Source organism: Thioalkalivibrio sp. ALMg3, from assembly GCF_000381225.1.
Taxonomy (GTDB): Bacteria; Pseudomonadota; Gammaproteobacteria; order Ectothiorhodospirales; family Ectothiorhodospiraceae; genus Thioalkalivibrio; species Thioalkalivibrio versutus.
The window spans coordinates 1-25153 of the sequence record NZ_KB906219.1 but is presented as its reverse complement, the minus strand read 5'-3'; the positions used below and the strand labels follow the sequence as shown (position 1 = coordinate 25153).

The 25153-nt window shown below is 66.2% G+C and carries 29 protein-coding genes; 7 read left to right on the top strand and 22 right to left on the bottom strand.

What is annotated here, in order from left to right:
- Positions 1–114: 114 nt before the first annotated feature.
- The 3 genes from F622_RS0100145 to F622_RS0100135 are packed head-to-tail and all read right to left on the bottom strand — an operon-like array spanning position 115 to position 1788.
- Positions 115–579, bottom strand: a complete 465-nt coding sequence (locus F622_RS0100145) for a gamma-glutamylcyclotransferase (RefSeq protein WP_019571107.1) — start codon at positions 577–579, stop codon at positions 115–117.
- 2 nt (positions 580–581) lie between these two features.
- A complete protein-coding gene (locus tag F622_RS0100140; protein ID WP_018145338.1) occupies positions 582–1094 on the bottom strand; it encodes a YcgN family cysteine cluster protein in 513 nt (170 codons plus the stop codon).
- The gene (locus F622_RS0100135; protein ID WP_019571106.1) at positions 1087–1788 is read right to left on the bottom strand and encodes a hypothetical protein; all 702 of its coding nucleotides are present in this window, start codon (positions 1786–1788) and stop codon (positions 1087–1089) included. Before F622_RS0100135 ends, F622_RS0100140 begins: the two co-directional genes overlap by 8 nt.
- Positions 1789–1890: 102 nt before the next feature.
- On the opposite strand from F622_RS0100135, the gene F622_RS0100130 reads away from it, so the two are divergent.
- The 3 genes from F622_RS0100130 (at position 1891) to F622_RS0100120 (ending at position 3818) form a co-directional block, all read left to right on the top strand.
- The gene (locus F622_RS0100130) at positions 1891–3027 is read left to right on the top strand and encodes a hypothetical protein (RefSeq protein WP_018649681.1); all 1137 of its coding nucleotides are present in this window, start codon (positions 1891–1893) and stop codon (positions 3025–3027) included.
- Positions 3028–3120: 93 nt separating this feature from the next.
- Positions 3121–3336: a hypothetical protein gene (locus F622_RS0100125; RefSeq protein WP_018145335.1), complete on the top strand. Its 216-nt coding sequence runs from the start codon at positions 3121–3123 to the stop codon at positions 3334–3336.
- 50 nt (positions 3337–3386) lie between these two features.
- Complete coding sequence (locus F622_RS0100120) at positions 3387–3818, top strand: hypothetical protein (RefSeq protein WP_018169159.1); 432 nt, start codon at positions 3387–3389, stop codon at positions 3816–3818.
- A gap of 74 nt (positions 3819–3892) precedes the next feature.
- On the opposite strand, the gene F622_RS0100115 is transcribed toward F622_RS0100120, so the two are convergent.
- Complete coding sequence (locus tag F622_RS0100115; RefSeq protein ID WP_018145333.1) at positions 3893–4558, bottom strand: tetratricopeptide repeat protein; 666 nt, start codon at positions 4556–4558, stop codon at positions 3893–3895.
- A gap of 212 nt (positions 4559–4770) precedes the next feature.
- On the opposite strand from F622_RS0100115, the gene F622_RS0100110 reads away from it, so the two are divergent.
- A complete protein-coding gene (locus F622_RS0100110) occupies positions 4771–5049 on the top strand; it encodes a hypothetical protein (RefSeq protein ID WP_018169160.1) in 279 nt (92 codons plus the stop codon).
- Positions 5050–5156: 107 nt separating this feature from the next.
- On the opposite strand, the gene F622_RS0100105 is transcribed toward F622_RS0100110, so the two are convergent.
- The 18 genes from F622_RS0100105 to ffh form a co-directional block, all read right to left on the bottom strand.
- A complete protein-coding gene (locus F622_RS0100105) occupies positions 5157–5345 on the bottom strand; it encodes a hypothetical protein (protein WP_018145331.1) in 189 nt (62 codons plus the stop codon).
- Positions 5346–5568: 223 nt separating this feature from the next.
- On the bottom strand, positions 5569–7686 hold the full coding sequence (locus F622_RS0100100; RefSeq protein WP_019571105.1) for a TonB-dependent receptor domain-containing protein: 2118 nt from the start codon (positions 7684–7686) through the stop codon (positions 5569–5571).
- A 255-nt stretch (positions 7687–7941) separates the two neighbouring features.
- Positions 7942–8115, bottom strand: a complete 174-nt coding sequence (gene hemP / locus F622_RS13550; RefSeq protein ID WP_018169162.1) for a hemin uptake protein HemP — start codon at positions 8113–8115, stop codon at positions 7942–7944.
- Positions 8112–8528 carry a biopolymer transporter ExbD gene (locus tag F622_RS0100090; RefSeq protein ID WP_018649677.1) on the bottom strand — a complete coding sequence of 139 codons (417 nt, stop codon included), beginning with the start codon at positions 8526–8528 and terminating at the stop codon, positions 8112–8114. Before F622_RS0100090 ends, hemP begins: the two co-directional genes overlap by 4 nt.
- A gap of 3 nt (positions 8529–8531) precedes the next feature.
- Positions 8532–9281, bottom strand: coding sequence for a MotA/TolQ/ExbB proton channel family protein (locus F622_RS0100085; protein WP_018169164.1), 750 nt, complete (start codon positions 9279–9281; stop codon positions 8532–8534).
- Positions 9282–9323: 42 nt separating this feature from the next.
- Positions 9324–10070 (bottom strand): energy transducer TonB, encoded by a 747-nt coding sequence (locus F622_RS0100080; RefSeq protein WP_155997090.1) that lies wholly within the window; start codon positions 10068–10070, stop codon positions 9324–9326.
- A 492-nt stretch (positions 10071–10562) separates the two neighbouring features.
- Positions 10563–11045: a peptidylprolyl isomerase gene (locus F622_RS0100075; RefSeq protein WP_018169167.1), complete on the bottom strand. Its 483-nt coding sequence runs from the start codon at positions 11043–11045 to the stop codon at positions 10563–10565.
- Positions 11046–11153: 108 nt separating this feature from the next.
- A complete protein-coding gene (htpG, locus tag F622_RS0100070; protein ID WP_019571103.1) occupies positions 11154–13064 on the bottom strand; it encodes a molecular chaperone HtpG in 1911 nt (636 codons plus the stop codon).
- Positions 13061–13969: a 23S rRNA (adenine(2030)-N(6))-methyltransferase RlmJ gene (locus tag F622_RS0100065; RefSeq protein ID WP_019571102.1), complete on the bottom strand. Its 909-nt coding sequence runs from the start codon at positions 13967–13969 to the stop codon at positions 13061–13063. The genes htpG and F622_RS0100065 overlap by 4 nt, the downstream gene beginning before the upstream one ends.
- A gap of 90 nt (positions 13970–14059) precedes the next feature.
- Positions 14060–14746, bottom strand: coding sequence for a sulfur oxidation c-type cytochrome SoxX (gene soxX, locus F622_RS0100060; protein ID WP_026182086.1), 687 nt, complete (start codon positions 14744–14746; stop codon positions 14060–14062).
- 240 nt (positions 14747–14986) lie between these two features.
- Positions 14987–15679, bottom strand: a complete 693-nt coding sequence (gene soxX, locus F622_RS0100055; protein WP_026331516.1) for a sulfur oxidation c-type cytochrome SoxX — start codon at positions 15677–15679, stop codon at positions 14987–14989.
- Positions 15680–15707: 28 nt separating this feature from the next.
- Positions 15708–16517, bottom strand: a complete 810-nt coding sequence (soxA, locus tag F622_RS0100050) for a sulfur oxidation c-type cytochrome SoxA (RefSeq protein WP_018169171.1) — start codon at positions 16515–16517, stop codon at positions 15708–15710.
- 441 nt (positions 16518–16958) lie between these two features.
- Entirely contained in the window at positions 16959–17525 is a 567-nt protein-coding gene (locus F622_RS0100045; protein ID WP_018169172.1) for a methylated-DNA--[protein]-cysteine S-methyltransferase, read from the bottom strand.
- A gap of 23 nt (positions 17526–17548) precedes the next feature.
- A complete protein-coding gene (rplS, locus tag F622_RS0100040) occupies positions 17549–17905 on the bottom strand; it encodes a 50S ribosomal protein L19 (RefSeq protein WP_018145318.1) in 357 nt (118 codons plus the stop codon).
- 9 nt (positions 17906–17914) lie between these two features.
- Positions 17915–18682, bottom strand: coding sequence for a tRNA (guanosine(37)-N1)-methyltransferase TrmD (gene trmD, locus F622_RS0100035; RefSeq protein WP_018169173.1), 768 nt, complete (start codon positions 18680–18682; stop codon positions 17915–17917).
- Positions 18683–18692: 10 nt separating this feature from the next.
- A complete protein-coding gene (gene rimM / locus F622_RS0100030) occupies positions 18693–19202 on the bottom strand; it encodes a ribosome maturation factor RimM (protein ID WP_018169174.1) in 510 nt (169 codons plus the stop codon).
- 37 nt (positions 19203–19239) lie between these two features.
- A complete protein-coding gene (gene rpsP / locus F622_RS0100025; protein ID WP_018145315.1) occupies positions 19240–19503 on the bottom strand; it encodes a 30S ribosomal protein S16 in 264 nt (87 codons plus the stop codon).
- Between the two features lie 135 nt (positions 19504–19638).
- Complete coding sequence (ffh, locus tag F622_RS0100020) at positions 19639–21027, bottom strand: signal recognition particle protein (protein WP_018175870.1); 1389 nt, start codon at positions 21025–21027, stop codon at positions 19639–19641.
- 199 nt (positions 21028–21226) lie between these two features.
- Here ffh and F622_RS0100015 point away from each other — a divergent pair, with 199 nt between their 5' ends.
- The 3 genes from F622_RS0100015 (at position 21227) to radA (ending at position 24760) form a co-directional block, all read left to right on the top strand.
- A complete protein-coding gene (locus F622_RS0100015) occupies positions 21227–22027 on the top strand; it encodes an inner membrane protein YpjD (protein ID WP_018169176.1) in 801 nt (266 codons plus the stop codon).
- 100 nt (positions 22028–22127) lie between these two features.
- On the top strand, positions 22128–23414 hold the full coding sequence (locus F622_RS0100010) for an HlyC/CorC family transporter (protein ID WP_019571100.1): 1287 nt from the start codon (positions 22128–22130) through the stop codon (positions 23412–23414).
- The gene (gene radA, locus F622_RS0100005) at positions 23414–24760 is read left to right on the top strand and encodes a DNA repair protein RadA (protein WP_018169178.1); all 1347 of its coding nucleotides are present in this window, start codon (positions 23414–23416) and stop codon (positions 24758–24760) included. The genes F622_RS0100010 and radA overlap by 1 nt, the downstream gene beginning before the upstream one ends.
- Positions 24761–25153 lie beyond the last annotated feature (393 nt).

The window sequence follows — 25153 nt, the reverse complement described above, 5'->3', positions numbered from 1 at the left end:
GTGGCACTCACCCCATGCTCCACCCGATGCGATTCGCTGCGCTCATCGGCATCCTACCGCTCACGGACCGTGCCAGCGGCGCCCCAGGACTGCGTAATGAGCACGCCGTACGGATCAAGTCCTCACCGGCCAGGCCCCATCCGGCAGGTAGCGCGCATCGGGCGGCAATTGCGGCATCCAGTACACCCACAGGGCCCGTGGACCCTCCTGCGTTCGGGCGGGAACCAGCGCGCGGCGATACTCTCCGCGGCCGTCCGCGCGCACACCTTCGAGGGCATCGATCAGCGGCAGGGTCCGCGCGGGGTCCGGGAGGCGGATCCATTCCCCATGGACCGGTCTAGCTGACGCGGGCGTGCGGACGAGCCTCTGGCGGCCCGCATCGCGCACGGGGTCGGCACCCGCCTCCAGAGGGATGCTTGCGCCTGGGAGCTGCACCGCCGGATAGCCCACGGGCAGATCAAAGATCGCTCCGGCGATCGATGCGGTGCGTATCTTGATCGCGCGCTCGCAGCATGCACGGTGGTTGGCAAAACCCCGCTTGAGCGTCCCGTAGACGAACAGGTCCACCACCGCCGGCATGGCTACTCCCGCGGCAGACGGACCACCGGGCGCCACAGGCGCGCGGACTCGGGCACCTCGCCGGGCCAGTCCACGACGTAGTCGATCAGTGGCAGGTCCGGGGCGTCCTGCTCGCGGATCACGCGCCCGGCCACTGACACGCGGGCGCGGCGGACCGTCTCCGGATCGCCGCTCAGCAGCGGATGCCAGGCTGGCAGAGGGTGACCCTCGAAGCGCAGCCGGTAGGCGCAGGTCGGTGGCAGCCAGTGATAGTGCGGCAGGTCCTTCCGGGTCAGCTGGATGCAGTCCGGCACGAAGTCGCGGCGGTTCGCGTAGTCGGAGCAGTAGCCGGTCTCGCAGTCGAGCAGATCGCAGGCCAGCCAGGTGAAGGCCAGCTCGCCCGAGTCCTCGTCTTCCAGCTTGTGCAGACAGCAGCGCCCGCAGCCATCGCACAGGGCCTCCCACTCGGCATGGGTCAGGCTCTCGAGCGGGCGCTCCCAGAACGGGCGGTCATCCGTCGGGTTCGACTCACTCATGATCCCCGTGATCCTCGCCCAGGCGGCGCCGCCCCTCGTCGCGCAGGCGCTCCACCGTCTGCCCCCAGCGGTCCTGGGTAACGTAATGCATCAGCACGCGGCCGCGCCGCGGGACCAGGATGGCCAACCCCTCCTCGGGGTAGAGCCAGTAACTGTGATCGGAGTCGATACGCAGCCGCTCGCGCGGCTCGCCGAAGCGCTTGGTGATCAGGTCCTCGGTCCATTGCGCGCGGGGGATATAGCTCATCTCGACGATCGGCACATTGCCCAGCGAGGTCAGGGCATTGTCGCTCAGCCCGTAGCGCCGGGCGCCACTGGGCATCGGGCGCTCGGAGGTGACTTCGGACTGAATCCGGTCCAGCGCGGCCTCGTCCAGATCCGGGCGCAGGATCAGGTTGGCCTCGAACGGCGGGATGCGCGCGTTCACGTAATAGGCCTCAAGCGAACGCGAGCCGTCCGCGTCCACGAACAGGCGGATATCCGGCACCGGCAGGCGGTGCATCAGATCCGCCATGGTGGTCTCGCCCAGCACGACCCCCAGCACCCGGGTGCGCTGGCGGTCCCCCACCTCGATCTGCCAGGGCAGATCGGAGAACTGCTGGCTGCGCATCCCGCCGGGGTTGGAATAGACCCACATGGCCAGGGCCAGGATGACCCCCATCACCACCAGCCCGATGATCCAGCGTATGCCCATTCCGCGATTCCCCTCGAGACAACGTGTAGCCCGCCCGTGGCGGGCGCTGTGCGGCGCCTCGTATAATGCGGCGCTCGCCCGACGACCGGATAACAGCCCACCATGTTCGCACGTTTGTCTGCCTGGATCACCGCCCGCTCCGTCCCCGGCGAAAGCAGCGGGCGCATCCTGGTCCTGGCCCCGCGGGCCACTCTGGAGACCGCCGCCGACTGGCTGCAGGAGCTGGCCGGGTCCGTCGGGCCCATCGCCCTCGGCGTCACCGACTGTGGCCAGGACCGCGAGGCCGAGGACCTGATCGACGGCCTCCCGGCCCTGGCGATGCGCCCCGAACTGGCCGCCACACGTCTGGCGCGCCTGCAACCGCGCGCCATCCTGGTCATCGGCCCCCTGCACGCTGGCGATCTGGACCTGGGACCCGCCCTCGGCGCGGTCCACGTGCCACGCATCTGGATCAATGCCGAGGGTGACGGCGCGGCAGGCGTCGAATGGAATGCGGTCTTCGCTGCACGCGAGGCCGCTACCCCCTCCGGCCCGGTCGAGGTGATCGGCGATCCGATCGCCGGGGCGGTGGAACTGCCGCCCGCGCCATCCGGAGATGACGGGTTCTGCGAGCGTTTTCGCGAGTACCACGAGAAGGGTCACCCGATCCTGCTGGCACCCAATACTGGCCCGGGCGAGGAGGCCTTCGCCTTCGCCGTGTTGTTCGCGATCCTGCGCAAGAGCGCCGCCATCCTGCTGCTGGCCCCGGCCGACCCGGCACGCCACGAGCCGGTCTATCGCGACGCGATCAAGTACTCCCTGCCGATCATCCGCCACAACCGCTTCATGACGTCCTTCGTGCCGCGCAAGAACCGGGTCTACTACATCGAGGACCCGGAGACCCTGCACGCCGCCTACACCTGCGCCGACGTGACCCTGCCGGGTGGCACCCTGGCCGCCAGCGAGACCCCTCCGGACCTGGGTCTGCCACTGGCCTGTGGCAGCGCGGTGATCTGCGGCCCCGCGCAGCACGAGCGCCATCCGGACGCCGCCACCCGGCTGCGCATCGCGGCCGAACACACCGGCCTGGTCGCCCGCGGCGAGGACCCCGAACAGGTGGCCGAAGAGGTGCTTGCCCGCCTGGCGGAAGGGATTGATCGGCAGGCTCGCCGCGAGCGTCTGGCTGCATGGCAGGCGCGACAGGCCGGCGCCCGCGAGGCTGTTCAAGCCCGCCTGCAAAGCTTGCTCGGCACCTCCTGACGCCTTCCTGGATGGGCTTCCGGTGAAGTGCAACTAATTGATCTATAATTCGGTCGTAGGGTTGCAACCGAAAACCATAACGAGTTCGAAACGATGATCGACGGAAGCACCTCCCTCGCGGGCATTCAGAAGGGCATGACCAGCATGCGCCAGCAGGCACATACGGTGGCCACCGAGAATGCGGGCAGTCGCGAGGGCATGGGCGCCCAGGTCGGCATGATCGCCAGCCAGAATCAGATCGAGGCCTCGGTGAAGACCCTGCAGGCCGAAGATCGAATGATCGGCTCACTGCTGGATGTGCGCGCCTGAATCCAGGCGACAAGACCACGTAACGATCAGGGGGCTCGACGAGTCACACGATGGAAGTCCCAGTCTCCAACCCCTCAGCTGCAATACCGATCGGCACACGCCCGACCGGAAGCGACCGGCTGGGCCTGGGCCAACTCTCCACCCCGGCGGATTTCGAACGCCCGCTGAACGATCCGGAGGCCGGCGCGGCCCGCCGGCCGCTCGAAGACCGTCCGGAACAGGACGACAACCGGCGCGGTGATACCGAACAGGATCAGGGACTGGCCTTCCCGCGATCGGACCAGGAGATGGCCTCCCGCGCCCGCGTGGCGGCCCAGATCGAGGCGTTCCGCAGCGGCAATGATTCCGCCGAGGCCATGCCGGCGGACGGCGGCCCGCTGAGCGGTGGTGGTGTCGAGGCCCTGCGCCGTCGCGTGGAACTCGCGGTCAGCCTGGCCGGCCCGGCCGAAGAGCCGCGCCGCGAACTGAACGTAGTGATCTAGCCCAACGCCAACCGCAACGCCTTGCCCCTTTCTCAGTCTCAGGGACACCCCAGCGCGAGCGCCCGACCGACCCGCTATTGCAGACGGGGCGAGGAATGGCCCTGCAACCACTCCTGCGCACGCTCACCGGCATGCAGGCGCTGCTCCGGGCTCAGCTCGCGAGCGACCCGCTCGCGGTGCCGCGCGGCGCTCGCAACCCCCATCTCCGCCGCGATCGCATACCACTTGAACGCCGACACGTCGGAACGCTCCACGCCCTCGCCCATCGCGAACAGACGCGCGAGATTGGCCGCACCACGCCCTTCACCGGCCTCGGCCGCCAGCAGGTACCACTGTGCCGCCTGTTCCGGGTCCTGCGGCAGGCCCCGACCCTCGTCGAACTTGAGCCCCAGATTGAACATGGCCTGGGCGTTCCCGCGTTCGGCGGCAATATGGAACCAGCGCGCGGCCTCGTTGGGATTCGCCTCCGGCCCATCACCCTGCTCGAACAGCACCGCCAGGTTGAAGGCCGCATCCGGAAAGCCGGCTTCGGCTGAGCGCTGGTACCACTGCGCGGCCTCGAGCGGATCCCGGGGCAGGTACTGCCCCTCGTCCAGCAGCACGCCAAGATTAAACGCGCACTGCGGATCACCCGCCTCGGCACCCTGGCGCCAAAGGGTCATCGCAGCGTCATGTTCGCCCCGGGCCCAGGCCGAGCGAGCCTGATCGAGGAGGGGGTCGGGTTGGGAGAATTGCGCCATCACTACGGTCCGTGAATTGCTTGGGCATCACTGTAGCGGTGGGTTCGTGATGCGTCGACAAACCGCACGGGGATACGTGATGAGCGCCACGATCGCCTCACCGAAACGGTGGAGTGTGATGAACTTCTCGCAACATATGAGGGGGTATTCCGGTCAACTGGATTGAACGTCATTTTTCCGTTCACATTCACCCCGGATACACAGGAGTTTCCATGAAACATTCCACCAAGATCCTGGCCGCCATGGCCATCGCGCCCCTCGTCTTCCTGATGGGCTGCTCCGACGGCGACATGGGCATGGACGAGTTCGAAGAGCAACAGATGCAGGAACAGCCCGAGACCGGTGAAGGCGGCATGCAGAGCGCCCCGCCACCCCAAGACGGCATGCAGCAACAGCAGCCGCCGGAAGGCGAGATGCAGCAGCCCCCGACGGATGACGGCATGGACGAGCAGGGCGGCTCCCTGGAACCCGAGGGTGACGACCGCCTCTGATCCTGCCCCGGATCCATCACCCAGGCGACCAGCTGGCGCTGGTCCGCCACAAAAAAGCCCCGACACGCTGCGCGTGCCGGGGCTTTCACGTACTGCAGGGCAGAAAATCAGTTGCTGAAGGTGTCTTCCATCTCGTCGCCGGCATCCTCCATCGAATCGCCCGCATCGTCCATGGCGTCATCGATGTTCTCGCCGGCCTCTTCCGCCGGGCCCTGATTGTCACACCCCGCGAGGGTGGCACTGCCCAGCGCCATCATCAGGGCAAGCATCAGGATCGTCAGTCGCGATTTCCACATGGTGTTCTCCTTTACCGTAAGGGTCCTTTCTCGCTTCGCCCCCAGTATCCGACAGTTACCCGTCGAACCGGGGACACTCGAGGCGTTGGACCCGGAAGCCCAACATACGATCCGTCTTGCCGGAAACCCGCCGTCCAGAATGTGACGGGCTGCCGATTCCGGTTTCCCATACAAGAAGACCGCACCCGAGGAAGGTGCGGTCTGCGGTGCAAGAGACACCGACTCAGAACCGGTGCGTCAACCCGACCGAGAACGTACGCGGTTCGTTGGGCCGGGCACCGTCCGGGGAGCGCGCGATGATTTGTTGCTCATCCAGCACATTGCTCACCCGGGCATAGAGGTCGGTGTTCCTGCCCAGGGGATACTGGCTCACCAGGTCGATCGTCGTCAGCGACTCGGTGCGGTCGAATGCGCCCGCGCTCCGGTTACAGCCATCGCTATTGCAGGTCGCGTCGATGTACTTCACGACCGCGTAGTGGTTCCAGCCACTCGCGTGCTCGAGGCCCCCTCGAAGGCTGAACTGGTGGCGCGGGATCCCCTGCAAGCGATCGCCCTCTTGCTGCCCCGAGGCCGGGTTGTCCGCGCTGGCCTTGGCGCTGGTGTAGGTGTAGCTGGCCTCCAGGGGCGCGTGGAAGGATCCCAGGTCCACCCCCCTGGAGGCCCGCAACTCCAGTCCGGAGATGACCGCCTCCCCGGTCGTGAAGGTCCCGGAGGTGGAACCGTCCGAGCAGGGCGTCGCCACCGAGCAGTTCTGCACTAAGTCGGAGAAATCGCTGTAGAAACCAATCGCCTCGACAAACGCATTGTCGCCCTGATACCGGGCGCCCAGTTCCCAGTTCGTGCTGGTTTCCGGGGCCTGGTCTTCGGTCGCACCGCCCCCCAGGGGAGCAAACCCACGGTGAACCCCCGCCAGCAGTTGCCAGCGATCCGTGAAATCGTAGGTCAGCGAGGCCCCCGGCAGCCAGACGCTGCTCGAATTGGAGCGCCGCGAATCCACGACGTTTCGCTGCGTATCGGCATACTGGGTCCGCGAGGTCTCGACATCCTCGTAGCGCAGCAGCAGGTTCGCGGTCAGCCGGTCACTGACGTACCACTCGTCGGCGAGCCAGAAGCTCCAGGCCTGCGCATCCTCGAACCGGTTGTTGCTGCCCGTCGGCTGGATGGTCTCCTGGTAGACGAGGGAACCGTTCACCTGATCGTAGATGTCGTCCGGCTGGAAGCGGTCCATCTCGTCCTGGTGATAACGGACACCCGCACGCAGCCAGTGGTCCCCGAAGTCCATGCCCAGTTCGGTCTGGATACCCTCGGAGACATATTCGCGGTTGTTGTTGCGGTAGGTCAGCCCCGCCACATCGTCTTCGCCCCGGAGGATTCGGTGCGCGGTCGCATCGCCCCGATTGGCGTCGTCAATGAACGCGCCACCCCCGCCCAGCTTGAACCAGTTTCGGGCGAATTCGTTGCGGTACAACGTGGTGGCCATGCGCACGCGCTCGGACCAGTCGATGTCGTGCGTGACGCTCAGACCGAGGTGGTCGTTCTCCATCTGATCGATCCCGGACAGGCCATAGCGCCGATTGGGATCACGCGCGAAATCCGCATCGGTCAGGCCAAGATAGGTCTCGTTGGACGTTTCCTCCGAGTACTGGACCTTGGCCTCGATGCTCTGGCGCTCGCCGTCCCAGCGCAGCTTGCCGACATAGTCCTGAATGTCGTAGCCGGTATCGCGGTTGCTGCGATCGATATCCTTGAAGCCGGCCCCTCTGCGCTGGACGGTCTCGACCATGTAGCTCCAGTCACCGGAACGATCCCCGAACATCGCGTGCACGTCGGTGCCGCCCCGATCGTTCACCACCGTTTCGATGGAACCTCCGCGTTCCCGGGGGATGGGCGTGGACACCAGATTGATCACACCCCCGGTGGTCTGCGGCCCGTGGCGCAACAGCGGGGCCCCCTTGAGCACTTCGATCTCGTTGATCCGCATCATGGTCGGGAAATAGTAGGCCGCCGGGTTGGAATACGGTGCCGGGGCGATCAGCACGTTGTCCTCCATCAGGGTCACCTTGCTGCTGCGGCCCGGAGGCGCTGCACGGATCCCGATATTGGGACGCAGACCCGCCCCGTCTTCCTCCTGCACATACACGCCAGGCACGGTCTTGAGCGCCTGGTGGATGTCCGTGGTCCCTTCGGTTTCCAGCTGTTCGCGACCCACCACGGCCGCCGAGCCGGGCAGCCGCTGCGTCGCGGTCACGTCTCCGAGGATTTGCACCGGCGCCAGCCGGGCCTCGGTTCCGGATTCGGCTGTCGGGGCGGCCTCGTCGGCATGCAGCGCGGGAATCCCCACGGCCCCGGCAATTGCGAGTACGACGGCACGTCGCCTCCATACCCCGGAGTTGCGCGAGTGGTCGGCGGGTCGTGCGATTCGGCGGCTTGCCAGATGGTTTCGAGCCATGGTTGTCTCCCTTGAGTTGGCCAGCATCAACACCGCCACGGACGCCGGGGCGCCGCGGATCGGTGACGGATTGGAGGCTGGCTGAGGGAGAGACTCCCCTGGCTGGCAGGAGCCGCGGTGTGGACCGCGGCTGGTGTTTCACGGGGTTTACTTGGTCAGGATCAGCTTGTCGTTGGCGGTCCGGCGCAGGGTGTACCACTCGCCGCGGTGGCAGATGCGGATCTGCCGCGCGGGGCCCAGCAGCTGCTCGCTGGCGATCTCGCGCGGGCCCGGATCCTCGCGGACAGCCGGCTTGCCGGATGGATGCGTTCCGGAATTCATTGTTCCCCCTCCGGTTCGGAGACAAAGGCCATGCGGCTCACCCCGGACTGGCGCACCTCGGCCATCACCCGGGCCAGGCGCTCGTAACGCGTGTCACGATCCGCGCGCAGATAGATCGCGATGTCCGGTTGTGTCTCCAGCGCCTCGCGCAGGCGCGCCGGGAGACGCTCCAGCGAGACCGACTCGTTGTTCCAGTACAGGTCGCCGCTTCCGTCCAGGGACAGCGTCACGCTGTCCGGCCGCTCGTCCACCGGCTCGCTGGTGGCCTGGGGCAGATCCAGATCCACCGAGTGGGTAATCACCGGTGCAGTGATGATGAAGATCACCAGCAGCACCAGCATCACATCCACCAGCGGGATCACGTTCATGTCCGACATTGGTTCGCTGGTGTCGCCCATGCGTCCGAAGGCCATGGCTTAGCCCTCCTGGTGCAGGCCGTCGTCCGGCAGTGCATGCGGATCGGTGCGGCGGTCACGCGCCTCGCGAGCATTGCCGGGCTTCAGGTCAGAGTGCATCAGCAGCGCATGCACATCGTGTGCAAAGGCCTCGAAGTCCTGATGCAACAGGCGCTGGGAGCGATTGAAGATGTTGAAGAAGGCCACCGCCGGGATCGCCGCGGCCAGGCCGGCGGCCGTCGCCACCAGGGCCTCGCCGAGCGGACCCGCCACCAGATCCATGGACACCGACGACTCCTGTGAGATGTCGATCAGGGCGCCATGGATACCCCAGACGGTACCGAGGAGTCCGACAAAGGGCGCCAGCGCCCCGACCGAGGCGAACACGATATTGCCGGCCTGCATGCGCAGCAGCTGGCGGTCCATCGCCTGGCGAATCCGGCGCACCACGTGGTCATCCAGGCGCTGCTCGGCCTTGTCCGACCCATCACGCACCCCGCGGTAGTCGTCGAACGCGGCAAACGCCTCCTGACCGATCACCGCCAGCGGGCCGCGCTGGTCGTGGATCGCATCGTGGAAGGCCGGCGCCGTCTGGCTGGCATCGAAGGCCGCCAACGCGGCGCGGTTGTCGCGACGCACGCCAATCAGCGTCAGCAGCTTGCTCGCGGCAATCGCCCAGGTCGCCACGGACATCAGCAGCAGGATCGCGAAGACCGCGACCAGCACCGGGTCACCATGGCGAAACACGTAGAAGACATCGAACTCGTTCATGCAATCATCCCCGGCTGCGCAGCGCTTCATGCGCCGGCCTTGTCATCGAATCGAAAAATCCATCGGTACGAGCACCACGCCCTCCACCGCGCGTCCCCCACGGCGGGCAGGCTCGAACTCCCAATGCTCGATCGCCGCCTCGGCGGCATCGTCCAGGCGCCGGTGGCCGCTGCTCTCCTCCACCGACCAGTCCAGCGGCTGCCCCTGCGCGGAGACCCGGACGCGCAGCAGGACGGTACCCTCCTCCCCTCGGCGCAACGAGATTCGCGGATAGTCCGGCGGCGGGTTATTCAGGTACTCCGCCCCGAACCCCGGCTCCTCGAAGGGCTCGTCCTCTTGGCCCGCCGGCCCACCGGGGGCCGCCTCCGTCGCCGGCTCCTGGTCTTCGGCCGGCCCGGACGCGCCCGAACGACTCGGCTCTGGCTCCGGTTCTGGCTCCGGTTCTGGCTCCGGTTCTGGCTCCGGCTCCGGCTCCGGCTCCGGCTCCGGCTCCGGCTCCGGCTCCGGCTCCGGCTCTGGCTCTGGCTCCGGCTCTGGCTCCGGCTCTGGTTCCGGCTCTGGTTCCGGCTCTGGCTCCGGCTCTGGTTCCGGCTCTGGTTCCGGCTCTGGTTCCGGCTCTGGTTCCGGCTCTGGTTCCGGTTCCGGTTCCGGTTCCGGTTCCGGTTCCGGTTCCGGTTCCGGTTCCGGTTCCTCAAGTGTCTCGGTCACGGCGTCGGGCTCAACGACCGCCGTTTCTTGCCCGGTCGTGTCAGGCAACACCGCGTCCAGTTCGACCCAGTGTGCCTCCATGCCCCCGCCCCGGGTGCCAGCCAACTCCGGTGCGGCATCACGCATCACCCATAGCGCGCCCAGTATCCCGCCGTGCAGCGCGAAGCTCACGGCCACGCCCAGCGCCAACGCACGACGACTGCCGGAAGGGGATATGGAAAAACGGTGGGTCATGGATGAGCTAGCTCGCCGCAGGACACGAATGTATAGACGCCTTGACCGAAGAGAAGCTAACCCGCTCGCACATCGGCGCGTATGGGTCACGCATCTCCCGGAACCCGACTATCGCGGCTGGCCGGCGGATTGCCAAGTCACTGCCCACGAACAGAGCGCACCCTACCCTTAATGCGAATGGTTTGCAATACCAGTCGCATATAGCGCCATTCGCTCCGGATCGATACGCAGCAGCCCGGGTCAACTTTCCTCGGGTCCAAAACGATAAAACCCGCCCCGGCGGCACCGGGGCGGGTCGAAAAAGGCGGCTAGGCCGGCGGTATCGCCGGCCAGGCGCGATCAGTGCTGGTGACCGCCCTCGCCGTGGGCGTGGCCGTGCTCCAGCTCTTCGGCCGAGGCCTCGCGGACTTCGACAATCTCGACGTCGAAGTTCAGGGTCTCGCCGGCCAGCGGATGGTTGCCATCGACCGTGGCGGTGTCGCCCTCGACCTTGGTCACGGTGACCGTCAGCGGGCCGTTCTCGGTCTGCGCCTGGAACTGCATCCCCGGCTCGACGGATTCAACGCCCTGGAAGGCCTCCATCGGGATCTCCTGAACCATGGCGTCGATCTTCTCGCCATAGCCTTCTTCCGGGGAGACCTTCGCCTGGACCTTGTCACCGGCGGCCTTGCCCTCCAGCTCCTTTTCCAGGCCCGGGACAATCTGGCCTTGTCCGTGCAGGTAGGCCAGCGGCTCGCGGCCTTCGGAGCTGTCGATCTTCTCGCCAGCATCGTTGGTCAGGGTGTAGTGGATGGCCACCACGGCGTTCTGCGCGACTTGCATGGGCTTTGCCCTCTTAATACATGAACTTTTAAGGGTAACGCGGAATATCGCTCCACGTCAGGTCCACCCGCCGGACACGCGGTTTCCGGCGGGTGGGTGTCCGCCGGGTCAGGCGGCCTTCTGCAACAGCAGTCGGTTCAACCGGGCGACGAAGCCGCTCGGGTCCTCCAGCTGCCCGCCCTCGGCCAGCAGGGACTGCTCGAACAGCAAGGAGGCCAGGTCGTTGAACTCGTCGCCTTCCGCGGCCTTGAGGCGTGCGACCAGCGGATGGCCCGGGTTGACCTCCAGCACCGGTTTTCCGGAGAAGGTCTCCTGGCCGGCCTGCTTGAGCAGTTCCTGCAGGTACAGGGCCATCTCGTGCTCGCCGAGCACGATACAGGCCGGGGACTCCACCAACCGCCGCGAGGGCCGCACGCTCTCCACGCGGTCGCCCAGGGCCTGCTGCAGTCGTTCCGGCAGATCGCCCAGGTCGCCCTCCGCGGCTTGTTCGCCGGTCTCGTCCTTCTGCTCGACGTCCTCGCCGATGATCTTGTCCAGGTCCAGGTCACCCTTGGCAACATTCTTGATGGGCTTGCCGTCGAACTCGCGCAGGTGGGACAGCAGCCACTCGTCGACCCGGTCCGACAGCAACAGGACCTCGATCCCGTGCTTGCGGAAGATCTCCAGGTGCGGGCTGTTGCGCGCGGCGGAGGCATTGTCGGCAGTGATCACGTAGATCGCCTCCTGGCCCTCCTTCATGCGCTCGAGGTAATCCGCCAGCGCGACGTTCTGGGTGTCGTCGCTGTTATGGGTGCTGGCAAAGCGCAGCAACTTGGCGATCGCCTCCTGGTTGGCGAAATCCTCGCCCGGGCCCTCCTTCAGCACCCGCCCGAAGTTCTGCCAGATCTCGGCGTACGCCTCGGGCTCGTTCTTGGCGATGCTTTCCAGCAGCCCCAGGATCTTCTTCACCGAACCGGAGCGGATCGAGTCCACCAGGCGGTTGTCCTGCAGGATCTCGCGCGAGACGTTCAGCGGCAGGTCCGCCGAGTCCACCACCCCGCGCACGAAGCGCAGGTAGTTGGGCAGCAGCTTGTCCGCGTCGTCCATGATGAACACCCGCTTCACGTAGAGCTTCACCCCGTGGCGGGCATCGCGATCCCAAAGGTCGAACGGCGCGCGCTTCGGGATGTAGAACAGCGTGGTGTATTCCTGCCGGCCCTCCACGTGGTTGTGGGTCCAGGCGGCCGGATCCTCGAAGTCGTGCGCGACGTGCTTGTAGAACTCCCGGTATTCCTCGTCGCTGATCTCGCTCTTCGAGCGGGTCCACAGCGCGCTGGCACGGTTCACGGTCTCCCAGTCGTCGGTAGGGTTGCCCTCCTCGTCCTGCTTGCGCATGCGGATCGGGAACGCCACATGGTCCGAGTAGCGCCCGATAATGTGGCGCAGACGCACGGGCTCGAGAAACTCGCCAGCGTCTTCCTTCAGGGTCAGGGTGATCTCGGTCCCGGCCTCGGTGCGCTCGCATGGGGCAATGGTGTATTCACCATCGCCACGCGACTCCCAGCGGGTACCCGCATCCTGTTCGCTGCCGGCGCGGCGCGTCTCCAGGCGCACGTGGTCGGCGACGATGAACGACGAGTAGAAACCCACCCCGAACTGACCAATCAGCTGGGAATCCTTTTTCTGGTCGCCAGTCAGCTTCTCGAGAAACGCCTTGGTACCCGAGCGTGCGATGGTGCCGATATGTTCGACCACCTCGTCACGTGACATGCCGATGCCGTTGTCGCGCACCGTAACGGTCCGCGCCTCCGCGTCCACCTCGACGTCAATCACCAGCTCCGCCGGCTGCGGGATCGCGTCCGGCTGGGCCAGGGCCTCGAAACGCAGCTTGTCACAGGCATCGGCGCCGTTGGAGATCAACTCACGCAGGAAGATCTCGCGATTGGAATAAAGCGAGTGGATCATCAGCTGCAGAAGCTGGCTGACCTCGGTCTCGAAGCGGCGAGTTTCGGTGCTGGGTTCGGTCTGGGTTTCGGTCATGGCGTGCGTGTCCCTTGATTGTTCTCGACACGTCGTAAGGTAGGGTCGCCTGCCCCGTTTTCAAGGACCGCGGCCTGGTAAAGTCCGCCCGCTCCTTCCGGATCCAGGAGTGCCCAGACCGGCGCGAGCAGCGCCGGAAGCTGCTCCTCCAGCTGCCACGGCGGACGCAGCACCAGCATCCCGGAGCCCGCCAGCCCGAGGTGGCGCTCCGGGTCGGCGGCGATACGCAACTCGCTGACCAGCCAGGGATCGTCCAGCTCGGCGCGTAACTGTTCGCGCATCGGGTGATCCGGCCGGCCTGCGAGAATGGGGTACCAGACCAGGATGATCCCGGTGTTCCAGCGCCGACGGATGGTCGCCACCATCTCCGCCACCTCGCGATACTCCGACTTGCGCTCGTAGGACGGGTCCAGCAGGACCAGACCGCGGCGTGGCTCCGGCGGAAACAGCGCTCGCGCGGCCTCGCGCGCGTCACGCTTGTGCACATGGCAGCGGGAATCGCCGGCGAGGCGCGTCTGCAGCCGATCATAGGCCTCCGGATGGAGTTCGCACGCGATCAGGCGATCGCGTTCGCGCAACCGCGCCTGAATCAGCAACGGGGATCCCGGATATTCGGTAAGGCGCGGGGGCTTCGGCTGCATCCCCCGCAACGTCTCCAGGAACGTCCGGCCCGCGGATGGCCAGACCGGATCGGCAGACCACAGGCGTGCGATACCGGAGGTGGCCTCGTCGGTCTTGCGTGCCCGCGCGCTGGTCAGGTCGTAGCCCCCGGCGCCAGCGTGCAGGTCCACGGCCACGAAGGGTTTCTCGCGCCCACGCAGCGATTCCAGAACCTGCCACAGGACCAGGTGCTTGTGGACGTCGGCAAAATTGCCGGCGTGGTAGTCATGTTGGTAGCTGAGCATGCGTCCCTCAAACAAAAAGCCACCGCGAGGGTACCCGCGGTGGCTCAAGAAGGGCAGCCCGGAAGGACCGCCCTCGACCGTGTGAACGGCTTACTGGTTGACCGGCGAGTCCGGATCCAGAAGATACGCCATGACGTGTGCAATCTGTTCCTCGCTGAGGAAGTTGTTGCGTCCGAACCGCGGCATCTTGGTGCACGGGAAGTACTGGTGGGGGTTGGACACCACCTGGTGCACGTAATTCACCACCGAACTGTCATTACCGCGGGTGGCCCCGTAACCGGCCAGGCTCGGGCCCAGGGTGCCGTAAAGCTCCTCGGCCGGATCCATCTGATGGCAGGCGTAACAATTACCGCCTGCCTCGCGGGTACCATGGTCATCGTTTCGATGACCGATACGGTAGCCATACCCGGAGCGCGCCAACTCGGCGCCACGGCGCCAGTTGCCCAGGCGCGGACCACCCGGCGGCTCCTCGTAGCTTTCGCGGGCCATGGCGATCACCTCGCCTGCGGTCCCGGAATCCGGATCGCCCTCGATCGAACAGGCGGCCTGAATGCCATCCTGCACCATGCGATCACGGGCCGACCCACCTTCCTGCGCCTCCTGCTCGAAACGATAACTGTCCGTTTCCAGCACGAGGTAATCTGCCAATTCGTCGGCGCTCATCGCCGTAATGTCGACCTCGCCACTGGTCTCGCCCATCCAGCCATCGCAACCCGCGATCAGCACCGTGGACGCCAGAACGGCCAAGCCCGCCCCAACTGTCTTGTTCCTAAGCATCCCTGATGTCTCCTCTTGCGTCGGCTATTGCCGCTTCTTGCCGATCATCGTGCCGGCGTCTTCCAGGCGTAGGCCCGGCTGCCTCCAGGCCCGATGGAGAACAGGCCCCGGATCAACGGCCCATGGCCGCAAAGTAGATAGACCCATGCGCGGGTCCGTCAGGAAAAACCACCGCGAGCCCTCCCGCGGTGGTTCAAAAAAGGGCAGCCCCGGAAGGCTGCCCTAGAACCAGCGTGTGGCTTACTGGTTGTTGACCGGCGACTCCGGATCCAGCAGGTAGGCCATGATATGGCTGATCTGCTCGTCGCTCAGGAGCTGGTGACGGTCGGAGTTGAACCGCGGCATCTGGGTGCACGGGAAGTACTGGTGAGGATTGGAAATCACCTCGTGCACGTAATTCAGCACCGCTTCGCTGGTACCACGGTTGGCACCGTAGTTCTGCAGGCTCGGGCCGATGGTCCCCTGCTCGGAAACCCGCGGGTCGAACACGTGGCAGTTGTAGCAGTTGCCGCCCGCCTCACGCTGACTGTGGTTGTCCGTGTTGTGACCCTGGCGGTAGCCATAACCGGAGTTCGCCAGTTCGGCACCCTTGCGCCAGTCACCCAGCTCCACGCCACCTTCCGGACGCTCGTAGCCGGCACGCGCCATGGCCACGACGCGGCCGGCGGTTTCGCCATCCGGATCGCCTTCCATGGAGCAGGCCTTCTGCAGCTCGTCCTGGGTCATGCGATCACGCCAGGAACCGCCTTCCTGCATCTCCTGGTCACGGAAGCTGTCCGTTTCGAAGATGAGATGCTCGGCCAGCTCGTCAGCGCTCATCGCGGTGATGTCGACATCCGAACCCTTGCTTCCATCGGCAACGGCGCAACCAGCGGCGAGGGCGACGGATGCGAACGCGGCCATGCCGGCCGCAACAGCATTCTTTTTAAACATACTTGGTGTCTCCTATTGCGTCCGTAGATTACCGCTTCAGGTCAGGCAGGATGGCCGGTTCGCCACGCGCCGCGTCGTTCCAGAACGAGATCAGGGCGGTGTTGACCGGGGTATCGTGCTTGATACCTGCGTGACGCATCTGCCACACGCAACCACGGATACGGTGGTTCTGGCTACGCACGTTGTCGTGGCCGGCGCGGTGGGCGGGCCAGGAAACAGCCTTGGTCCATTCCTGCCCATTGCGCATCTCGGGCAGCACGGAGGCACGGATCTGCTTGCCGGAATCGCCATGGCAGCTGGCGCAGTTGAAGTCCATCGCGCCACCGCGGCGGAAGAACAGCTTCTCGCCCGCATCGCGCATGGCCTGCTCTTCCGGGTGATCCAGCGGCGGATTCCACGCCATGCCGGAGGACTGGTGGGCGATGTAGGTGGTCAGCTTCATGATGTCGGAGCCGTTGCCGTGACGCTGGCCTACAGCGGCGTCATCGCTGGTGAAGCCCTGCAGTTCCTTCATGCAGTGCACCAGGCGCATTTCGAAGTCCATCACCTTGCCGGTGTCTTCGAAGTAGCGCGGCAGCTCGACATAGGCGCCGTCCAGCTCGCCCGGCCCCTTGCCGAAGTCGCAGCCTTCCAGGGAGACATTGTTCGGGCCGCGCTGGGCGTAAAACAGGTCCTCGCCTTCCTCGACCAGCCACAGGGCCGGGTTGTCCGGCATCATCATGATGTTCATTTCACTCTGATGCAGGTAGGCGGAATCGGGGTTGTTCTGCAGCAGGTTCTGCAGGACATCATTGGGGTCTTGCCATTCGCCGGCCTGAGCCGCAGCCCCAACAGCCATTGCTACGGGCAACGCAAGCAATGCTTTCTTGAACATGGAAACCTCCATCACACGGGTTTTTTCGATTGAGCCCGGGACTGATCTGGCCCGGACCTGTGTAGCAGAGTGCTGAACCCGAGTCCGCGCTGTCAACACAAAAGACTATATTAGCGTTTCCTAAAAGTCTGTTTTGCAACGATTCTTGGGGATCAACACCAAGGGGCAGACGATGATTACCCCTTTATTATTCCCGCCTTTCCAGAGTTTTTTTCAGGCGCCGTTCAGGCGCGCCCCGAGCGACAAACACCTGATGCCGCGGGCGAATACCCGGGGGCCATCACCAGCCCGAGAACGGCGGGCTAACGCGGCCTCCACGGAATAGCGGGCCAGAATGAGAAAAGCACCCGACGCAGGTACGAGTATGGGGAGGGATCGGCGAGCTGCGAACTAGCGGCCGCGGGGTCAATCGCGACCCAAAACACCCTCATGGACCAGCAGCAGGCGTTTCACCTGGGCCAGCTCGCCAACCTGATCGCCGGCGTAACCGCCGACATCGCTGGAGGTACGAAAACGCGAGGACACCACGCGGTGGCAGGGGATGAACAAGGGCCAGGGGTTGGCACGACAGGCCTGCCCCACCGCACGGGGCGCAGAACCCACGCGGGTCGCGATCTCGGAGTAAGTGCGCACCTCGCCCACCGGGATCTCCGACAAGGCGGCCCACACCCGGCGCGCATGGGCGCTGCCGGGGGGTACAGCCGACGTCGGGCGCCAGGCCGTGGCGTCACGACCGTAGCGTTCCGGGTCAAAGCGCGGCGCCTGGAGATCCGCGCTCGGGATATCCACCAACGGCACCAGGTCCTCGGGATCGCCCGGATCCTGCCAGTCGCAGGCCAGGACTTCGCCATCGGCGGATTCCAGCCACACAAAAGCCAGCGCGACTCCGGGGAGGAGGCAGCGCTGGCTGCGGGTCATCGGACCTGCCGACATCGAATGGTTAAACGCCAGGGGTGGCAGGGATTCGGCCATACGCCGAACCCCGTCCGGTCGCGTTACTTCGCGGCCTTGACGTCTTCCTTGATGCGGGCGGCCTTGCCGGTCCGGTCGCGCAGGTAGTACAGCTTGGAACGACGCACCTTGCCGCGGCGCTTCACCTTGATCTCGGCGATCTGCGGGCTGTGGGTCTGGAAGGTACGCTCCACGCCGTTGCCGTAGGAGACCTTGCGCAGGGTGAAGGCGGAGTTGAGGCCGCGGTTGCGCACGGCGATCACCGCGCCCTCGAAGGCCTGCAGACGCTCGCGGTCGCCTTCGCGAACCTTGACCTGCACCACCAAGGTATCGCCGGGCCCGAAGGCGGGCACATCCGACTTCATCTGCTCGGCTTCCAGTTCCTGAATGACGTTATTCATTGCTCGACCTCAATCATCGCTTTCGGTGCGCGAGCCGCCGGTATGGCCACTCGCACGGTATTCGTCCAACAGGGCCGCATCTTCGGCCCCGAGTTCCAGCCGGGCCAGCAGGTCCGGCCGCCGGGTCCAGGTCCTGCCCAGTGCCTCGCGGCGGCGCCAGCGCCGGATCGCGCCATGATCGCCCCCCTTCAGGACCGGCGGCACGGTACGCCCGGCGACCGTCTCCGGGCGCGTGTAGTGCGGGCAATCCAGAAGCCCCGCACTGAACGAGTCCTGCTCGGCCGAGTCCGCATGCCCCAGAACCCCCGGTAGCAGGCGGGCACAGCCATCGATCACCGCCATCGCCGCAAGTTCGCCGCCCGAGAGCACGAAGTCGCCTAGAGACCACTCCGCGTCGACCTGCGCCTCGATAAAGCGCTCGTCGATACCCTCGTAGCGCCCGCAGACCAGGGCGACCCGCGGCCGCCCGGCCAGTTCACGCAGCATCGCCTGCCGGATCGGTTGCCCCTGCGGGGTCAGTGCGATCACGTGCGGCGTGGCTTCGGCATCCGCCCGCGCCGCATTCAGCGCGGACGCCAGCGGCGCGTACTGCATCACCATGCCCGGACCCCCGCCATATGGCCGGTCGTCCACTGCCTGGTGAACACCGGCGCCCCAGGCACGCGGATTCCAGTATCTCAGTTCCAGCTGACCGCGCTCCACGGCCCGCCCGGTCACTCCGGATTCGCCAACCGCTGCGACCAGCTCCGGAAACAGCGAGATGACGTCGAAACGCATCCGCGCCGCTTCAGAATTCCGGGTCCCAGTCGACCCGCACGCGGCGGGCCTCCAGATCCACGTCCAGCACGTACTGGTCGCGAACCCAGGGGATCAGGCGTTCCCGATCCCCCTGGACTACCAGCACGTCGTTGGCACCGGTCTCGATAAAACCCGAGATGGTTCCCAACACCGCGCCGTCGTTGTTCTCGACCGCCATGCCCAGAAGATCGGCCCAGTAGTAGGCGCCATCCTCGGCCGGTGGCAACCAGGCCCGCTCGATCGCGAGTTCGGCACCAATCAACCGGTGCGCCCCATCGCGATCCGCGGCTTCGCGAAACTTCATCACGACGCCCTGGCCATGGCCGCGGCCGCCCTCGACGTCAACCAGGCGCCAATCACTCCCGTGCTGCATCCACAGCTGCGGGAATTCGGTGATCGCGGCGCGCGGCGCGGTCTCGGAAAAGACCCGCACCCAACCCTTGACGCCATAGACCCCGGACACACGCCCGACGCGGATACGCTCATCCGCCTCATTCATGACCGCAGCCAAGCGTCAGTACAACGGCCGGGCGCCCTCAGGCCGCCGCGGACTGCTGCTGCTTGCGGTAACCCTTGACCAGGTGATTCACACGCTCGGACATGCCGGCGCCGTGACCCAGCCAGTGGTCCACGCGCTCCAGATCGATGCGCAGCGGTTCTTCCTGACCGCGGGCCACCGGGTTGAAGAAACCGATCTGCTCCTTGTAGCCGCTATCGCGACGAGCGCGGGAATCGGTAACCACGATCGAATAAAACGGGCGCTTCTTGGCGCCGCGGCGTAGCAGGCGAATCGTAACCATGTAGTGTTGAACCCCGTGAGTCCGTTTTCTCGAGAAAACGCGCGATTATAACGAATTCGACCGACAACACAAGGGAGAGCTCAGGTCTCCCTTGTGCGCCAGGCCGCCGCTCGCGCGTGCTTTAGGTAGTTTCTGCTAGCGAAACGGCATCCCGCCGCCGGGGCCACCCATACCCCCCATGCCGCCCATTTTGCTCCCCAGGGCCCGCATCATCTTCGATGCGCCGCCCTTGGAGAATTTCTTCATCGCCTTGCTCATTTGGGTGTGTTGCTTGAGCAGACGATTCACATCCTGAATCTGGGTGCCGGAACCGGCGGCAATACGGCGCTTGCGCGAGCCCTTGATCACCTCCGGGTGACGGCGCTCGCGCTCGGTCATCGACGAGATCACCGCCATCATGCGACCGATCTCCTTGTCGTTGGCCTGATTCTTCACCGCATCCGGCAGCTTGCCGCCGCCGGGGAGCTTCTCGAGCATGGAACTCATGCCGCCCATCTTCTGCATCTGGCCCAGCTGGTCGCGCAGGTCGTTCAGGTCGAAGCCGCGCCCCTTCTTCAACTTGCGGGTCAGCTTCTCGGCCTGATCCTGGTCGACCTGGCGACTGGCCTCCTCGACCAGCGACAGCACGTCGCCCTTGCCGAGGATGCGCGAGGCGATGCGCTCGGGGTGGAACGGCTCCAGGGCATCCGGGCGCTCGCCCATGCCAATAAACTTGATCGGCACGCCGGTGATCTGGCGCACCGAGAGGGCCGCACCCCCACGGGCATCGCCGTCCGCCTTGGTCAGCACCACGCCGGTCAGCGGCAGCGCCTCGCCGAAGGCGCGTGCGGTGTTCGCCGCATCCTGCCCGGTCATGGAATCGACCACGAACAGGGTCTCGATCGGGTCGATCGCCTGATGCAGGGCCTGGACCTCGGCCATCATGTCCTCGTCGACATGCAGGCGGCCCGCGGTATCCACCAGCAGGACCTCGATGCCCTCGCGGCGGGCGCGGGCGACCGCATCCCTGGCGATCGCCTCGGGCTTCTGGCTGGTGTCACTGGGATAGAACGTGACTTCGACCTGGCCGGCCAGGGTCTCCAACTGCTGGATTGCCGCCGGGCGATAGACGTCACAGCTGACCACTGCGACCTTTTTCTTCTCGCGCTCGCGCAACAGGCGCGCGAGCTTGCCGATACTGGTGGTCTTGCCGGCACCCTGGAGGCCGGCCACCAGCACTACGGCGGGCGGCTGCTGCGCCAGGTTCAGCGTGGCATTCTCGCCACCCATGGTCGCGATCAGTTCGTCATGGACGACCTTGATCAGGGCCTGGCCGGGGGTCAGGCTGCCGATGACCTCCTTGCCCAGCGCCTTTTCCTTGACGTCCTTGATGAACTCGCGCACCACCGGCAGGGCCACGTCGGCCTCCAGCAGCGCCATGCGCACCTCGCGCAGGGCGTCCTGGACATTGTCCTCCGTGAGCCGCGCCTGACCCTTCAGGCGCTTCATGGTCTCCTGCAGGCGGCTGGAAAGGCCGTCGAACATCACGCGTCCTCGTCTAAATCAGCGGTGGTCGGCGCACATCCACCGACCACGGGACCGCACAGTATACCGCTCTCGCGCTCCGGGATGCAGGCCCACCGCCGGGCAACCGGTCGAGAGATCACAGCGGGGCACCCGAACTGGCGCCGGAACGGCCGCCACCATGTGCAATCCGCCCGCGGAGCGGCGATAATCCGGCGTCATGATCATTGCCATCGGACTCCTCGCCGTCGCGCTGTATCTCGTCACCGCGGGCTACCTGGTTGTCACCGCCCGCCGGCAGCCGCTGACACAGGGCCAGCCGCGGGGGCCCCTGGCCCTGTGGGGGCTCGCGCTGCTCGCCCACCTGGGCGCTCTGCTGCCGATGGTGCTGACCGATACGGGACTCAACCTGTGCCTGGGCAATGCGCTGTCGGCCTCGCTGTGGCTGGTGGCCGCACTGCTGTGGCTGACGAGCTGGCGCCATCCCCTGGCCATCCTCGGGGTCGTGATCCTGCCGCTGACCGCGCTGGCCGCCCTCACCGCTCTCCTGTGTGACGGCGATACGCGCTATACCACCTCGGCCGGGATCGACCTGCACATCCTGTTCTCGGCACTGGGCTGGGCGTTCCTCGCGCTGTCCACCGCACAGGCGGCGGTGATGGCCGCCCAGCACCGGGCCCTGCACAACCATCACGCCTCGGGCTTCGTGCGTGCCCTGCCGCCGTTGTTTTCGATGGAGGTGTGGCTGTTCCGGATGATCTTCATCGGCTGGCTGTTCCTCGGGCTCAGCCTGCTGTCCGGGTTGCTGTTCGTGGACAACCTGTTTGCCCAGCACCTGGTCCACAAGACCACACTGTCGATCCTGGCCTGGCTGATCTTCTCCACCCTGCTGATTGGCCGCTGGCGTCTCGGCTGGCGCGGCACCCGCGCGCTGGCCTGGACCACCGGCGGCTTTGTCGTGCTGGTGCTGGCCTATTTCGGCTCCAAGCTGGTGCTGGAAGTCATCCTCGGACGCATCTGAACGCGGTAACCACGGCTTGACACCCCCACGGGCCTTGCCTGAAATGATCCCGAGCATGCAGCCCCGCCCGTCCGCCCACCCCTGACCGCAGGCCGCACCCTTGCAAGAGATCCCGCTGTACGTCCTGTTCGGCGCCCTGGTGGTGCTGTTCCTGCTGTCGGCGTTCTTCTCCGGCTCGGAGACGGCGTTGATGGCGTTGAACCGCTATCGCATGCGCCACCGCGCGCAGACCGGCCATCGCGGCGCCCAGCGCGCCGCGCGGCTGCTGGAGAAACCGGATCGACTGATCGGACTGATCCTGCTGGGCAATAATTTCGTCAACATCATGATCGCGCAGATCGCCACCTTCATCGGGTGGCGCCTGTTCGGCGATACCGGCGTGGCCATCGCCACCGGCGTGCTGACCCTGACCCTGCTGATCTTCGCCGAGACCGCACCGAAGACCCTCGCCGCGCTGCACAGCGAACGCGTGGCCTACCCCGCCGCCTGGGTCTACTCTGGACTGATCAGGGTGATGTGGCCGGTGGTCTGGATGATCAACCTGATGGCGAACGGCGTGCTGCGCCTATTTGGCGTCCATATGAATGCCGACCAGCGCGCCGCACTGAACACCGATGAACTCCGCAGCGTGGTCTCCGAGGCCGGCGCGCTGATCCCGGCCAACCACCAGCGCATGCTGCTGAACCTGCTGGATCTGGAGCGCACCACGGTCGAGGACATCATGATCCCGCGCAACGAGATTGTGGTGATTGACTTGAACGAACCCTGGAACGAGGTCGAGGACCAACTGATCCACGGCAGCTTCACCCGCCTGCCGGTGGTGGAGGGCGAGCTGGACCACATCGTCGGCTTCGTCCACCGCCGCGACGTCCTGCCACTGGTCGAGCGTGACGCGTTCGGCCCCGACGACCTGCGTCAGGTCCTGACCCCGCCCTACTTCATTCCCGAAGGTACGGCGCTCAACCGCCAGCTGATCAACTTCCAGCAACAGAAGAAGCGGATCGGCCTGGTGGTGGACGAGTACGGCGATATCGAGGGACTGATCACGCTGGAGGACCTGCTGGAGGAGATCGTCGGCGAGTTCACCACCGACTCCCCGGCGATGAGCGACGACCTCCTGCGTCAGGACGACGGCTCGGTCATGGTCGACGGCGGCATTCACCTGCGTGAACTGAACCGGGCCCTGGGCCTGGACCTGCCACAGGACGGCCCGAAGACCCTCAGCGGCCTGATCGTCGAACACCTGGAAAGCATCCCCGAAGCGTCCGTAAGCGTGAAGATCAACGGCGTGGTAATGGACATCGCCCAGATCAAGAACAACACCATCCGCACCGTGCGCGTGGTCGCGCCCGACCTGCCGGAAGCCCCACCGCAGAAGGCCCCCTGATGGCAAAGAGCAAGACCCAGTACGTATGCCAGTCCTGCGGCGCGATCAGCCCCAAGTGGGCCGGCCAGTGCGGCGACTGCGGCGCCTGGAACACCCTGGAGGAGGCCGCTCCGGCGGCCAGCGCAGGCCCGCGCGGCGGGTACGCCGGCGCGGTCGCCGGAATTACCCGTCTGGGCGAAGTCGAGCTGGCCGAGGTACCGCGCACCAGCACCGGGTTGTCGGAGCTGGATCGCGCCCTGGGGGGCGGCCTGGTCCACGGGTCGGTGGTGCTGCTGGGCGGCGACCCGGGCATCGGCAAGTCCACCCTGCTGCTGCAGACCCTGGCCATGCTGCCCATCGGCGACACGCTCTACGTGACCGGCGAGGAATCGGCCCAGCAAATCGGCATGCGCGCCCGGCGCCTGGGCCTGGAGGTCGACGGGCTGCGCCTGCTGACCGAAACCCAGGTCGAGAACGTGATCGCCACCTGCGAACGCGAGCGCCCGCGCGTACTGGTAATCGACTCCATCCAGACGCTCTACACCGCTGCGCTGCAGTCCGCCCCCGGCTCGGTCGGCCAGGTGCGCGAAAGCGCCGCGGCCTTGGTGCGCATGGCCAAGCAGCGCGGCATCACCGTGATCCTGGTTGGTCACGTGACCAAGGACGGCCAGCTCGCTGGCCCGCGTGTGCTGGAACACATGGTCGATACGGTGCTCTATTTCGAGGGCGACCCGGACGGGCGCTACCGCATGCTGCGCGCGGTGAAGAACCGCTTCGGCGCGGTGAACGAGCTGGGCGTGTTCGCCATGCTGGAGAACGGCTTGAAGGCCGTCTCCAACCCGTCCGCGATCTTCCTGTCACGTCACCAGGGGCCGGTGCCCGGCAGCGTCGTCATGGTTACCCGCGAGGGCACGCGCCCGTTGCTGGTCGAGGTGCAAGCGCTGGTCGCCGAGAGCCATGCCTCGCAGCCGCGGCGGATCACCGTAGGGCTGGAGCAGAACCGCCTGACCATGCTCCTGGCCGTGCTGCATCGCCACGGCGGCGTGGCCCTGTTCGACCAGGACGTGTTCATCAACGTGGTGGGCGGCGTGCGCGTAACAGAGACTGCCGCCGACCTGCCGATGCTGGCGGCCGCGCTCTCCAGCTTCCGTGATCGCGCCCTGCCGCAGGAGCTGCTGGCGTTCGGCGAGGTCGGCCTGGCCGGCGAGATCCGCCCGGTCCCGAACGGCGAGGAACGCCTGCGCGAGGCGGCCAAGCATGGCTACACCCGCGCCATCGCGCCGGCCGCCAACGCCCCACGCAAGCCGATCAAGGGAATGGAGGTCATCCCCGTATCGCGCCTCTCGGAGGTCCTCGACGCCCTGTAGCGTCGTCTCCTGCCGCGCGCCCAGGTCGGGCCAGGTTCATCGCTCGGTGTTTACGTACTTTCGACCGGCCGCCTGCCTTGTTGTGGCTGGCCATGGTTCATCGTCCGGTGTTTACGGTGGCTCCGGTCCACCGCCTGCCAGGCGCTCTCTCGCGAGCGCACCGCGAGGTACTTCTTTGCTCGTGCAAAGAAGTACCCAAGAAACACGCCCGACTGCCGCGACCCCAGCCCGCTGCGCGGGCCGGGGTTTCCCTCGCTCCGAGGCTTTTCGCGGGCGGCGCTGAACTCGCTACGCCTTCGGCTCCGCTCAGACATCCAGCGCCCCGTGTCTATTTAGAATCGTCCCGCGAAAAGCCTCTCCACTCGGCGCGACGACAACGGGGAGGTAGGTCAA